A 12,706-nucleotide genomic window follows, 5' to 3' on the forward strand; every position below is an offset into this window, starting at 1 on the left:
GGATTTCCCCGCAGTTAAACTGCGGGGCTTTGCAGGATGAAAGGATTACACGCCCAGGCGGTCGCGCAGGGAATAATACGCTGCGCCCAGCATGGTAAATGGCACCTGGAAATTGCGGCCACCGAAGAACGGCATATGCGGTAAACGGGCGAACGCATCAAAACGTTCGGCGTCTCCGCGCAGCATTTCGGTGATGAGTTTCCCGGCCAGATGCGTCAGCGTCACGCCATGCCCGCTGTCACCCTGCATGTAATAGATGTTATTTTCCAGCCGGCCAAATTGCGGCAGGCGCGATAACGTCAGCAGGAAATTGCCGCCCCAGCGGTAATCAATCTTGACGCCTTTAAGCTGCGGAAAGGTGCGGTTAAGTTTGGGCAGGATCACCGAATCGATATTCGGCGGATTTTTACCGCCGTAGGTCACACCGCCGCCGTACAGCATCCGGTTGTCAGCGGTGAGACGGAAATAATCGAGCAGATAATTGCAGTCTTCGACGCAGTAATTGTTGGGCAACAGTGAGAGTGCCATGTCATCCGACAGCGGTTCTGTGGCGACAATCTGCGAGCCACACGGCATGCTGAGACGCGTGAGGCGCGGCGCAAGCTGCTGACTCAGATAGGCGTTGCCCGCCAGAATCACATATTTGGCGCTGACCTGACCTTTGGCCGTGTGCACTAACGCTGGTTCGCCGTGGTCAATGCGCGTGACTGCCGATCCTTCAAATATACGCCCACCATGACGCCGCACCGCTTCGGCTTCGCCCAGCACCAGATTCAGCGGATGAAGGTGGCCGCCATTTTTATCCAGCAGCCCGCCGACGTAACGGTCGGTGGCGATTTCGCGCCGCACGGCGGTTTCATCCAGCAGGGTCAGTTCAGTATGGCCGTAACGGTTCCACAGCTTTTGCTGGTCGCGCAGTTTCGAAAGCTGGCGTGCACTCAGCGCGGCAAAAATACAGCCGGGGCGATAGTCACAGTCGATGGCATACTGATCGATGCGCTGACGGATGATGTTCGCCCCTTCAAACATCATGCTGCCGAGCATATCAGCGGTCTGCCGTCCGTAGCGGTCTTCAATCACATCAATATCGCGGCTGTAAGAGTTGACCACCTGCCCGCCGTTACGCCCGCTGGCGCCCCAGCCGACCCGTGCGGCCTCAAGCACCACCACATCGTAACCGGCCTCACACAGATATAAAGCAGAAGAAATGCCGGTAAAACCGGCACCGACAATGCAGACATCGCACTCAATATTGTCTGTCAGTTCCGGCCACGGCGCGTGGTCGTTGACAGAACCGGCGTAATAGCTGTCGGTGTGCGGCACACCGGCAGCGCGGGGACTTCCTGTTTGAGCAGTCATGATGACATCCTTCTTCGGGTTCCCGTTGCCACGCCCGGAGCCGATGACAACTAGAAGGTATTAGGGGTATGCGCGCTGACAATCCTGCAAATCCGCGTCGAAATATTACTGAAACTATGAGGGTTCGCGGTGTTAATGGCATAACTTTGCCCCGCACGCAGCGGGTAACTCTGACCGTTGACGGTTAAGATGATTTCTCCTTCTAACAGGGTGCCGACTTCCTCACCCTGATGTTTGATTTTGTCACCTGTGGTGCTGCCGGGCTGATAGGTTTCCAGCAACATGGCAACGGTATGGTTTGGCGTGCCGTTGTGGACCATGCGCATGGACACGCCGCGGCTGCCGATTTCAATTAAATCCGCCGCATTAATCACGATACGCGGCGCGTTACTTTTATGTTCTTCGGCGAAAAACTCCGAAAGTGACAGCCCGTAAACCCGCAATAACTTTTGCAACGTACTGACGGCGGGGCTGACTTTATCCTGTTCGATGGTGCTGATGGCGCTGTGTGTCAGGCCAGACAACTCGGCGGCTTTGCGCTGTGACATCCCGAGTTGCTGGCGAATTTCAGAAAGCCGGCGACCAGGCGCCAGACTGACTTCGCTCATCCGTTTATTCCTCTCGTGCGCTCCGGGCCTGATGGCCCTTGCGACAGGCAGCGATAAAAGCGTTAAACAGCTGACGCGACACCGGGTCGGTCAGACTGTGCCATTCCGGATGCCACTGCACACCAAGGGCAAACGGATGATTGCGGACACTCACGGCTTCCACCAGATTGTCCGGTGCGCGTGCTTCCACGGTCAGTATGTCACCCAGACGGTTGGCTCCCTGACCGTGAAGGGAGTTCACCTGAAACTGCTGATAATCGGGTAATAATTCCGAAAGTAAGCCGCCCGGTTCGATATGTACCGGATGCACGAGATCATACTGATTGTCGTGCGGCAAGGTGGTGTCTTCGCGGTGATCCATATAGCCCGGCACGTCTTGCACTTTACGGTGCAAACTGCCGCCGGTGGCAACCACCAGTTCCTGTAATCCGCGACAGGCGGCGAACAGCGGGATTTTTTTATCCAGCGTCGCGCGAATCAACTGCAAACTCAGGCGGTCACGGCCGGGATCAGCCTGCTCCTCGACACCTTCTTCACCGTACTGATGAGGCTCAATATTGCTGGGGCTGCCGGTGAGGAAGATGCCGTCGAGACCGCGCAGAATCTGGTCTATCGCGCCTTCGCGCGCTGCCAGTTCATGTGGCAGACAAACGGGAAGGGCATCGGCGTTGAAAATGGCGTCCAGATACTTTTCGTGGACAGTCAGGGCAGGATTTTCATCAACGATGTTTTTACACATGACTACCCCAATGACCGGTCTGTAGCGCGTCTCTTTTCCCGCAGATGCCGTGGAAAATATATTGCCCATAATACCGCCTCGTTGAGTAGATGAATTGGCTGACAGTACGTGCCTCCCCGCACATTACTGCTCAGAATATTGACCTTATATTGACCAATTTAGCAGCGCTCAGGTCGCTTTTCAAACTGATATGTTGCGATAATGTACATGTTGCAAATAATTAATGTTAAGGCTAGGGTTAATGATATGGCCGTTATTTTGAGCAATAAACGGTTTGAGCATAAAAGAGCTTTGAGTAAAAAACTGAGAGGATCCCCACTCCATGAGAGCACAGCGTTGAACAAAGTGATGACCCGGTAAAGATAACCGGCTGGCACCCTGTTGGAGCCTGATATGCCGGAAACCAGCAAATGGCGGAAAACCTATGCAAGCGACTGAACTGATGAATGAAATTAAGAAAGAGATTAGCGGGACCGAGCCCCTCGCTAAGCACGTTGAAGAGCGAAGTAGCGCGTTCCAGGATGAAGTATCCCAATACCTGGAGCGTCACCCGCAAACCCTTCACGTCGACGTCCTGCTCACCGATCTCAATGGCTCCTTCCGCGGCAAACGCGTTCCCGTCTCAGCACTCCGTAAACTCGAAAAAGGTTGTTATTTCCCGGCATCGGTCTTCGCCATGGACATTCTCGGTAATGTTGTGGAAGAAGCCGGACTAGGCCAGGAACTGGGCGAACCTGACCGCACCTGTGTGCCGGTTCCCGGAACCTTAACGCCATCGGCTTCCGACCCTGAACATACCGGCCAGTTGCTTCTGACCATGCTTGACGAAGATGGCACTCCCTTTAACGTTGAACCACGCAATGTGCTTAATCATATCTGGCAAACATTGCGCCAGCGGGGCCTGTTCCCGGTGGTAGCGGTAGAGCTGGAGTTCTATCTGCTCGACAGGCAGCGTGATGCGGAAGGCTATATTCAGCCACCCTGCACCCCGGGGACGCAGGAACGCAGCATGCATACTCAGGTTTACTCCGTCGATAATCTCGATCACTTTGCGGATGTGCTCAGTGACATTGATCGTCTGGCGCACATTCAGGGGTTACCTGCGGATGGCGCGGTGGCGGAATCTTCACCGGGCCAGTTCGAAATCAATCTGCACCACAGCGAAAATATTCTGCGCGCCTGCGATTACGCCCTGATGCTCAAACGTCTGGTGCGGCTGGTAGCTGAAAATCACGATATGGACGCCACCTTTATGGCGAAACCTTACGATGAATATGCGGGCAGCGGGATGCACATCCATCTCAGCGTGCTCGACGACAACGGTAAAAACCTGTTTGCCAATGCCAGTGGCGAAGATTCTGAACTGATGAAACGCGCGCTCGCTGGCATGATTGCACTGATGCCGGCCTCTATGGCGGTGCTGGCGCCAAACGTCAATTCCTTCCGCCGCTTCCAGCCGGGCATGTATGTGCCGACGCAGGCGTCGTGGGGGCACAATAACCGTACCGTTGCCCTGCGTGTTCCTTGCAGCGGAACCGCCGATCACCGCGTGGAATATCGCGTGGCCGGTGCCGATGCTAACCCGTATTTAGTGGTCGCCACCGTACTGGCGGGCATGCTGTATGGTCTGGACAACGATTTGCCGTTACCCGAACCGGTCACCGGTAACGGTCTGGAACAGGAAGGTATTCCGCTGCCTATCCGCCAGAGCGATGCGCTGTATGATTTTGACGATCAGCCTGCGCTGAAGAAAATCCTCGGCGAACGTTTCTCACACGTCTATCACACCTGTAAATCCGATGAACTGTTGCAGTTCGAGAGAAGGGTGACGGAAACGGAGATAGACTGGATGCTCCGCAACGCGTAGCACGGTTAACGAATACGCGCATTATGTTCAATACTGGAAAAGAATTTGTAACGCAACGCCTGTGAATGTTGTCATTCATGCGTGATTTGTGCAAAATACGCCGCACTGCAGATAACCGACGCTTAAAGGCGCCGGTTATTTTTTTTGTATATGCAGTACCCAAACTAATTCAACAGAGGCCGGACCCAGATCCGGATAGATAACAAGGTTCGTGTGCGATCCCAAATTAAAAACGGTCGCCACTATGAGGAAATGTAATATGGGGCAATACTTCAAACCTGTACCGGTGCCTGCCGGTGCTTCTGTCAGCTGCGGTCACATTCGCACAGCCTTCACCTCCGCGTTCAGCGACGTGAAGATCTACCCCCCGTTTACTGGTAATAACTCCCGAAGTTTTCCCTGTACGTTGCTTTCAGAGGCGTTTAAGCGCCCGGTGTCTGCAATCCAGGGAGGGCTGAACCATGTCTGCTAATGCATCTGCCGCTCCGGCCACTCAGCGTGTACAACTGCGTAAAACCCTGACACTGGTTCAGGTTGTCATGATGGGGCTTGCCTATCTGCAACCGATGACCATTTTCGATACGTTCGGCATTGTTTCCGGCCTGACCGATGGTCACGTCGCGACAGCGTACATCTTCGCGCTGATCGCCGTTCTGTTTACTGCCGTGAGCTACGGCAAACTGGTGCAGCGTTTCCCGTCTGCCGGTTCTGCTTACACTTACGCGCAAAAAGCTATCAGCCCGCACGTCGGCTTTATGGTCGGCTGGTCATCACTGCTGGACTACCTGTTCATGCCGATGATCAACATCCTGCTGGCGAAAATCTATCTGGAAGCCATTTTCCCTGGCGTGCCGTCATGGATATTTGTGGTGGCGCTGGTCGGCATGATGACCGCCTTCAACCTGCGCGGCATCAAGATTGTGGCGAACCTGAACAGCATTATCGTTGTGGTGCAGGTGGCGATCATGGTGGTGTTCCTGGGTCTGTTAGTCCGTGGCGTTTATATGGGCGAGGGGATGGGTACGCTGGCAACCACTAAGCCGTTCTTCAGTGAGAATGCGCACGTGGTGCCGATGATTACCGGTGCGACCATTCTGTGCTTCTCATTCCTGGGCTTTGACGGTATCAGTTCACTGTCTGAAGAAACGCCAAACGCGGGCAAAGTCATTCCGAAAGCGATTTTCCTGACCGCGCTGATTGGCGGCATCATCTTCGTGGTGGTGTCTTACTTCCTGCAACTGTATTTCCCGGACATCTCGCGCTTTAAAGATCCGGACGCGTCTCAGCCTGAAATCATGCTGTACGTGGCAGGTAAGTTCTTCCAGTCCGTCATTCTGTGTTTCAGTTGTGTAACCGTTCTGGCATCAGGCATGGCCGCACATGCGGGTGTTTCCCGTCTGCTGTACGTAATGGGCCGCGATGGCGTGTTCCCGGAAAAACTGTTCGGTTACGTGCATCCGAAATGGCGTACCCCGACGTTCAACGTATTGCTGGTCGGTGTTGTGGCGATGTCTGCGATAACCTTTGATCTGGTGACAGCGACCGCGCTGATTAACTTCGGTGCGCTGGTGGCGTTCACCTTTGTGAACCTGTCGGTAATTTCACAGTTCTACATCCGTGAAAAACGTAACCGTACGCTGAAAGATCACATCAGTTACCTGATCCTGCCGGTGATTGGTGCGCTGACCGTCGGTGCGTTGTGGCTGAATCTGGAATCGAGTTCGATGACTCTGGGCTTAGTCTGGGGGGCGATTGGCCTCGGATATCTGGCGTTCATCACCAATGCGTTTCGCAAGCAGCCACCGCAGATGAGCGGTGAGATTGCGCCGGAAGCGTGATTTTTGCCCTTTGAAAAGGGCAGGAAACTTTCTTTGCAGAAAGGCCGCTGCAATGGCGGCTCTACTTTGCAGAGGTTGCTGTGATTGCGACTTTTCAAATCTGATCGAGAATATTTCGGTTTCTCACGAACGGTGATTATTGAATGTGTCGCGCCGAAACCGAACAAAGGGGGAAGTGCTTTCCCCCTTTGCATTCCCCCCGCTTTTTTCAACACGCGCTACCGCAGGCATGACGGACATATTTCCCGGCAACAGTGAGTGGCGTAAAATGTCATCGCTTCGCGATTCCCTCATTTCAGGTGTCGAGCCTTGGGTCTCGAACCGTTCATTCGGTGCCATTTTTGATCACGCCAATACACTTTTCTAAAAGATGAAAAACAATCCGACTTTGAATTTGAGATCGTGCGGGCGGTTCAGAAATCTTGCTGAACGGAGCGGCTTCGAGACCTGTGGCTCGAAGACCGAGAGAAGGAACCGCGCAGCGGCAAGATTTCCAGCCTGTCGCTGTGCTACCTGAAACATTGTGACCAGCGAAGCGCGCAGTGAAAAAAGCGAGGAGAGTCGAGAGAGGAAAAGCACTTTCCTCTCTCGTCGGTTTCGGCACAAAAAGCCGCATGGGAACTGCTTTTGAAAAACCGAAATTCTCACTATTCCGGAAGGGGTTGTTCGGGAATCCCCAAAAATTAACCCACCAGTTTCTTCCCGTATTCAAACAGCGCCTTGAGAAGCGCCATCTTCTCAACATCCCCCTCATGCAAGTTATAGAGCGATTCAAGCTCTAAAATGTACGCCTGCACACGCTCGTCCGTCAGTTTCTCCTGGCGATGCAACATCCAGCGTTTCTGTTCGGCATCGGTCAGCGTGGCAGGGTAGTTGCGGGCGCGGAAACGAAACAACAGCGGTTCGATGCGGGAATCATTAAAGGTCAGATCCAGCGCGGGAAGGTTCTCCGGACGGGTTTCCACAATGATGCGCATGGCCGCGCGATCGGCATCGCTGAAAAAACCGTCGTAAAGACGGGCGTCTACGTCATCGGAAGGCGTAAACGGCTCTGCTTCAGCAAACATCGTGACCACTTTCTCGCGCACCTGCGGGTTCTGACGCAGTAACTGCAAATTCTCAAGACAACGCTGACGGTCAATACCCAGCCGTTCGGCATTTTCCGGCAACAGTGTTTTGGCCGGTGCCAGCACCGGACATTTGTTGATGTGCACCAGCTTGACCGGCAACGGAGATTGCCCGGCCTGCAACGCCTCGCGGCGACTGTACAGACGCTCACGCATCTCATCAGGATTGAGATCTAACAGCGTCGACATATCACCGGCCAGATCGCACATGATCACGGCGTTCTTGTTTTCAGGATGCCACGCCAGTGGTGCGACCCACGCGGTATTCCCGCGCGCCGCGCCGAACATACCGGAAACATGCACCAGCGGGGCCATGGCAGGAATGTCGATCAGGGTATTAAGTTTATGTTTGCTGCGATGCTCGAGCAGGAAGCTGAACAAACGTGGTTGCGCCTGTTTCACCAGCTTTGCCATGGCAATAGTGGCGTAGACATCGGCCATCGCGTCATGGGCATTTTCGTGTTCAATGCCGTTGGCTTTGGTCAGATGTTCCAGACGGAAGCTCGGAAAACCGTCATCATTTTCCGGCCAGTTGATGCCTTCCGGACGCAGCGCATAACAGGCGCGCATCACATCCAGCAAATCCCAGCGGGAATTGCCGTTCTGCCAGCTGTAGGCGTACGGATCGTAAAAGTTGCGATAAAGGATATTACGGCTGACTTCATCGTCGAAACGGATATTGTTATATCCGACAATGCAGGTGCCCGGCACGCTGAAAGCTTTATGGATTTGCGCGGTAAACTCTGCTTCGATCAGGCCGCGTTCCAGCGCCACTTGTGGCGTAATACCGGTGATCATCACCGCTTCAGGTTCAGGCAGATAATCGTCAGAAGGGCGGCAATAAATCACCAGCGGTTCTTCGATAATATTGAAATCTTCGTCAGTTCTCACACCGGCAAATTGTGCCGGGCGATCCAGCGCCGGGTTTTTACCGAATGTCTCGTAATCGTGGAAATAAAAAGTTTTTTGCGGCTTGTCTGACATGACGGAAATAACCTTAATCAGTGCGGAATGAATGAACTCGACGGCGACTAGGATACCATCCGCCACAATGAAGTCATGACAAAATGCGCAGGCATGGAACACATCATCAAAATCGGCCCGTTGTTCCGCAATACCGCACCGATCCCCCAAATCCCTGACAAAAACCAGGGTGATCCCCTCTGGTAACTCGGCTAAACTACCGCCTTCTTTGAATTTACGCCTTACGGCAGGCTCAACGTGCGTCTCGACAAGAAAATTTCTGCGCTGGATAACGTCATTTACCGTAATTACAGAATGACTCACGCCCTGCGGATCGCGGTGGCATTTATTCTGACATTCCTGATTGTCCGTCTGACGAAAATCCCCGAAGGTACCTGGCCGCTGATCACCCTGGTCGTGGTGATGGGACCGATGTCGTTTTGGGGAAACGTGCTTCAGCGGGTGCTGGAGCGCATTACCGGCACGGTATTGGGTTCCGTTTCCGGGCTGATTGCCTTATGGCTCGAGCTGTACTCCTTTCCGCTGATGCTGGTGTGGTGCGGAATTGTGATGTTTGTCAGCGGCTATCTGACCCTTGGCAAGCGTCCGTATATGGCGCTGCTGATCGGCATTACGCTGGCGGTGGTGTGTGGCGCAGGGCCGGGCGATATGAATACCGCGCTGTGGCGTTCCGGCGATGTAATTTTCGGTTCCCTGCTGGCGCTGCTTTTCGCCAGTATTTATCCGCAGCGCGCGTTTATTCACTGGCGCATGCAGATGGCCGATTACCTGATGTCGCTGAACAAACTCTACAGCGCGTGGTTATCGCCGAATATGCTCGAACGCCCGCATCTGCACGGTAAAATGAAAACGACAATGGGGCAGATGGTCAAGATGCGCGCTCTGTTCGCTCCCGCCAGTAAGGAATCGCATATTCCGCGTGAAGTGTTTGATGCGATCCAGACCCTGAGCCGTAATCTGTTGTGTACGCTGGAACTGCTGGCCGATGCCTACTGGAGTTCGCGCGAAAGCCATTTCCTGATGCTCAATGCCCGCACGCTGCGCAGTGCGCAACTGCTGATGCTCAATACGCTGGAAAAGCTCAGTCTGATGCTGATGAACGGCACGCGAGGCGACGAACTGACGATCAATCATCAGCTCAACGAATCTGCGGAAGAGCTGAAAGCGCTGATGGCGGAAATGAATGCAGCAAATCATCTGGAAGCGCAGGTGTATGGCTACGTGTGGCTGAGCTCACAGGTGGCGGAACAACTGCGGGCTATGGGCGACCTGATCACCATGACGATGCAAAAAGAAGACGCTCAAATAATCAGCGGTAAAACGCCGAAAGCATGAAGGGATTTTTGTCTGTGGCCTAAAACGGGTAAGATGGCGTTATTGGACGATTATCTGAGCGCGCAGCCCGATCTTTGCTACTCTTCTGCTAGCTGACAGTTAAGGCAGGACAAGCGGTTGCGACAAGTCAGTCACTGAATCTGTGTAACTTAATCGAAGGTGTTAAAATGGACAATATCAATAAGCCGAGTTTCCAGGACGTTCTGGAGTTTGTGCGCATTTTCCGTCGTAAAAACAAATTACAACGCGAAATTGCTGACAACGAAAAGAAAATCCGTGACAACCAGAAACGTGTTCTGCTGCTCGACAACCTGAGTGATTACATCAAACCAGGTATGAGCATCGACGAAATTCAGGCGATCATTGCCAGCATGCGCGGCGACTATGAAGATCGCGTTGATGATTACATCATCCGCAATGCGGACCTGTCGAAAGAACGTCGTGAAATGTCCAAAAAGCTGAAAGCAATGGGCGAAATCAAAGCCAACGAAACCAAGTAGTTTCGTCGCGACCGAATACAAAAACCGGGTTGATGCCCGGTTTTTTTACGCCTGTTGTTTACCTTATTCCAAAACGCGTACCGGTTTTCCGGCCAGAAACGCCTGAATGTCTTCGACGGCTTCGGTGAAATACACCTGATAATTGCCGTCTGAAACGTAGCCCAGATGCGGCGTCGCCAGTACGTTGGGTTGCGTTCTGAAAGGATGATCTGCCGGCAGCGGCTCGACATCAAACACATCCAGTCCGGCACCGGCAATCACACCCTTTTGCAACGCACTGAGCAGGGCGGGCTGATCGACAATCGCGGCGCGCGAGGTATTAATCAGCAGGGCGGAGGGCTTCATCTGCGCCAGTTCCTGCGCACCCAGCAAGCCGCGCGTGCGTTCGCCGAGCACCAGATGAATGGACACCACATCGCTGGTTTGCAGTAATTCTTCTTTCGATGCGCAAAGTGTCACACCCTGTTCCGCCGCGCGTTCTGCGGTCAGGTTCTGGCTCCACGCACACACATCCATACCGAACGCCTGCGCGATATGTGCCATCTTCTGACCAATTTTTCCCAGTCCCAGCAGACCAAGACGTTTGCCGCTCAGGCCAAAACCCAGCGTGCTTTGCCACGAGCCGTTGTGGCGAAACGCATTATTTTCAGTCATCAGATGCCGCGCCAGCCCGAGGATCAGTGCCCATGTCAGCTCAACCGGCGCAGACTGCCCGCTGCCGGTGCCACAGACTGTCACGCCATGCTTTTTCGCCGCCGCGAGATCTATTGAGGCATTGCGCATACCGGAGGTGATCAGCAGTTTCAGTTTGGGCAAACGGGTAAACAGCGCGGCGGTGAACGGTGTGCGTTCACGCATAATCACGACGATATCGGCGTCTTTCAGGGTTTCAGCGAGGGTATTTTCATCAGCAATATGTTCCGTCAGCGCCTGGCATTCCACCTGCGGTGCCAGTGAGCGCCAGTCAGCCAGCGAAAGGGAAACGTTCTGGTAATCATCAAGAATGCGGCATTGCAATGGCATGGGGATCCCTTATCTGAAAATCATGATAAAGAGATATAGCACTGAAACTGCCGGGAGGTGAAGTGTCCCGGTAAGCCCCTTTCCTTTATGCGGCGCAAAAGCCCTGCATAAAGGAAAGGGTGTAAATGAATCTGATGGGGGAAAGCCCTTTAGCGGGGAAAGTGCGGGAGGAGACCGCCGCAGCGGGCGGTCTGACAACATTAATGCAGATGTGAAAGGCTCGGTGCGCTGATGCGCATACCGTCTTCGCTGAATACCATGCAACGTTTAGCATCGAACCAGGTGGTCAGGCTCTGATAAGGATTGAACGCCATGTCGCCCGGCAGCAGCATTTTGAAACCGTCGGTGCCATAACACTGACCAAACAGATAGGTGCTGTTGCCCAGCCGTTCAACCACTTCGCAGTTAAATTCCAGCACGTTTTCAGTTTCCTGCGACAGCAGATGTTCAGGTCGGATGCCGAGCGTCACTTTAGCGCCTGCTGCCAGTTCGCTGGTGTTCAGCGCCAGCGTCAGCGTCTTCTCCGGCGTCAGGCGCACTTCGAGCCGCTCCGGCTGCCAGCTCAGCACCTCTGCAGGCAGAAAATTCATCTTCGGCGAGCCGATAAATCCGGCCACAAACTGATTCACCGGGTTGTAGTACAGATCCATCGGCGCGCCTGTCTGCTCGACTTTGCCGTAATTCATCACCACGATTTTATCGGCCAGCGTCATGGCTTCGGTCTGATCGTGCGTCACGTACACCATGGTGGTTTTCAGTTCCTGATGCAGCTTGGAAATGTGTAAACGCATATCCACCCGCAGCTCGGCATCCAGGTTAGACAGCGGTTCATCAAACATAAACACCTGCGGATTTCGCACAATCGCACGACCAATCGCGGTGCGCTGGCGCTGACCGCCGGAAAGCTGTTTCGGTTTTCTGTCCAGCAAATGAGAAAGTTGCAAGGTTTTGGCAACCATCTCCACCTGATGACGAATTTCCTCTTTCGGTACGCCGTTGACTTTTAGCCCGTAACCCATGTTTTCCGCAATGGTCATGTGCGGATACAGCGCGTAAGACTGAAACACCATCGCCACGCCACGCCGTGAAGGGTCGACGTCATTCACCCGTTGCTCGCCAATGTAAACGTCTCCTTCCGTAATATCTTCCAGCCCGGCAATCATGCGCAGAAGGGTGGATTTCCCGCACCCCGACGGCCCGACGAAAACGGTGAACTCGCCGTCTTCAATATCAATATTGATGCCATGCAACGTCACTGTTTTATCGAAACGCTTGACCACATTTTTAAGTCTGATGCTGGACATGTTTGACCTCATGAATAATTCA

Annotated in this window: 10 protein-coding genes; 4 read left to right on the forward strand and 6 right to left on the reverse strand. The window is 53.7% G+C overall.

What is annotated here, in order from left to right; genetic code table 11:
• Positions 1 to 45: 45 nt before the first annotated feature.
• From GW591_RS03260 to puuD, 3 genes are read right to left on the reverse strand one after another with little or no spacing between them, the layout of a single operon-like run.
• Positions 46 to 1,359: an NAD(P)/FAD-dependent oxidoreductase gene (locus GW591_RS03260; RefSeq protein ID WP_051931096.1), complete on the reverse strand. Its 1,314-nt coding sequence runs from the start codon at positions 1,357 to 1,359 to the stop codon at positions 46 to 48.
• A 50-nt stretch (positions 1,360 to 1,409) separates the two neighbouring features.
• Positions 1,410 to 1,967 carry an HTH-type transcriptional regulator PuuR gene (gene puuR / locus GW591_RS03265; protein WP_013574900.1) on the reverse strand — a complete coding sequence of 186 codons (558 nt, stop codon included), beginning with the start codon at positions 1,965 to 1,967 and terminating at the stop codon, positions 1,410 to 1,412.
• Between the two features lie 4 nt (positions 1,968 to 1,971).
• Entirely contained in the window at positions 1,972 to 2,775 is an 804-nt protein-coding gene (gene puuD, locus GW591_RS03270) for a gamma-glutamyl-gamma-aminobutyrate hydrolase (protein ID WP_015689631.1), read from the reverse strand.
• Between the two features lie 373 nt (positions 2,776 to 3,148).
• On the opposite strand from puuD, the gene GW591_RS03275 reads away from it, so the two are divergent.
• Both GW591_RS03275 and GW591_RS03280 read left to right on the forward strand, forming a co-directional pair.
• A complete protein-coding gene (locus tag GW591_RS03275) occupies positions 3,149 to 4,573 on the forward strand; it encodes a glutamine synthetase family protein (RefSeq protein WP_049804358.1) in 1,425 nt (474 codons plus the stop codon).
• A 461-nt stretch (positions 4,574 to 5,034) separates the two neighbouring features.
• Positions 5,035 to 6,411 (forward strand): APC family permease, encoded by a 1,377-nt coding sequence (locus GW591_RS03280; protein WP_013574904.1) that lies wholly within the window; start codon positions 5,035 to 5,037, stop codon positions 6,409 to 6,411.
• 683 nt (positions 6,412 to 7,094) lie between these two features.
• Here GW591_RS03280 and sbcB read toward each other — a convergent pair.
• Entirely contained in the window at positions 7,095 to 8,522 is a 1,428-nt protein-coding gene (gene sbcB, locus GW591_RS03285; RefSeq protein ID WP_015689632.1) for an exodeoxyribonuclease I, read from the reverse strand.
• 237 nt (positions 8,523 to 8,759) lie between these two features.
• Between sbcB and GW591_RS03290 the strand changes: the two genes are divergently transcribed.
• Together GW591_RS03290 and GW591_RS03295 are read left to right on the forward strand one after the other, a co-directional pair.
• Positions 8,760 to 9,857 (forward strand): FUSC family protein, encoded by a 1,098-nt coding sequence (locus GW591_RS03290; protein ID WP_013574906.1) that lies wholly within the window; start codon positions 8,760 to 8,762, stop codon positions 9,855 to 9,857.
• Positions 9,858 to 10,024: 167 nt separating this feature from the next.
• Positions 10,025 to 10,357 carry a DUF496 family protein gene (locus GW591_RS03295; RefSeq protein ID WP_013574907.1) on the forward strand — a complete coding sequence of 111 codons (333 nt, stop codon included), beginning with the start codon at positions 10,025 to 10,027 and terminating at the stop codon, positions 10,355 to 10,357.
• A 63-nt stretch (positions 10,358 to 10,420) separates the two neighbouring features.
• On the opposite strand, the gene GW591_RS03300 is transcribed toward GW591_RS03295, so the two are convergent.
• Positions 10,421 to 11,380: a D-2-hydroxyacid dehydrogenase family protein gene (locus tag GW591_RS03300; RefSeq protein WP_015689633.1), complete on the reverse strand. Its 960-nt coding sequence runs from the start codon at positions 11,378 to 11,380 to the stop codon at positions 10,421 to 10,423.
• A gap of 200 nt (positions 11,381 to 11,580) precedes the next feature.
• Positions 11,581 to 12,684 carry an ABC transporter ATP-binding protein gene (locus GW591_RS03305; RefSeq protein WP_015689634.1) on the reverse strand — a complete coding sequence of 368 codons (1,104 nt, stop codon included), beginning with the start codon at positions 12,682 to 12,684 and terminating at the stop codon, positions 11,581 to 11,583.
• Between the last annotated feature and the right edge of the window lie 22 nt (positions 12,685 to 12,706).

Source organism: Rahnella aceris (genome assembly GCF_011684115.1).
Classification (GTDB): domain Bacteria; phylum Pseudomonadota; class Gammaproteobacteria; order Enterobacterales; family Enterobacteriaceae; genus Rahnella; species Rahnella aceris.

Bases quoted from the DNA above. Each gene is read 5' to 3' on its own strand.
- GW591_RS03275 (WP_049804358.1), top strand. From the start codon at position 3,149: ATGAATGAAATTAAGAAAGAGATTAGCGGGACCGAGCCCCTCGCTAAG.
- GW591_RS03260 (WP_051931096.1), bottom strand. From the start codon at position 1,359: ATGACTGCTCAAACAGGAAGTCCCCGCGCTGCCGGTGTGCCGCACACC.
- puuR (WP_013574900.1), bottom strand. From the start codon at position 1,967: ATGAGCGAAGTCAGTCTGGCGCCTGGTCGCCGGCTTTCTGAAATTCGC.
- GW591_RS03280 (WP_013574904.1), top strand. From the start codon at position 5,035: ATGTCTGCTAATGCATCTGCCGCTCCGGCCACTCAGCGTGTACAACTG.
- GW591_RS03300 (WP_015689633.1), bottom strand. From the start codon at position 11,380: ATGCCATTGCAATGCCGCATTCTTGATGATTACCAGAACGTTTCCCTT.
- GW591_RS03305 (WP_015689634.1), bottom strand. From the start codon at position 12,684: ATGTCCAGCATCAGACTTAAAAATGTGGTCAAGCGTTTCGATAAAACA.
- sbcB (WP_015689632.1), bottom strand. From the start codon at position 8,522: ATGTCAGACAAGCCGCAAAAAACTTTTTATTTCCACGATTACGAGACA.
- GW591_RS03295 (WP_013574907.1), top strand. From the start codon at position 10,025: ATGGACAATATCAATAAGCCGAGTTTCCAGGACGTTCTGGAGTTTGTG.
- puuD (WP_015689631.1), bottom strand. From the start codon at position 2,775: ATGGGCAATATATTTTCCACGGCATCTGCGGGAAAAGAGACGCGCTAC.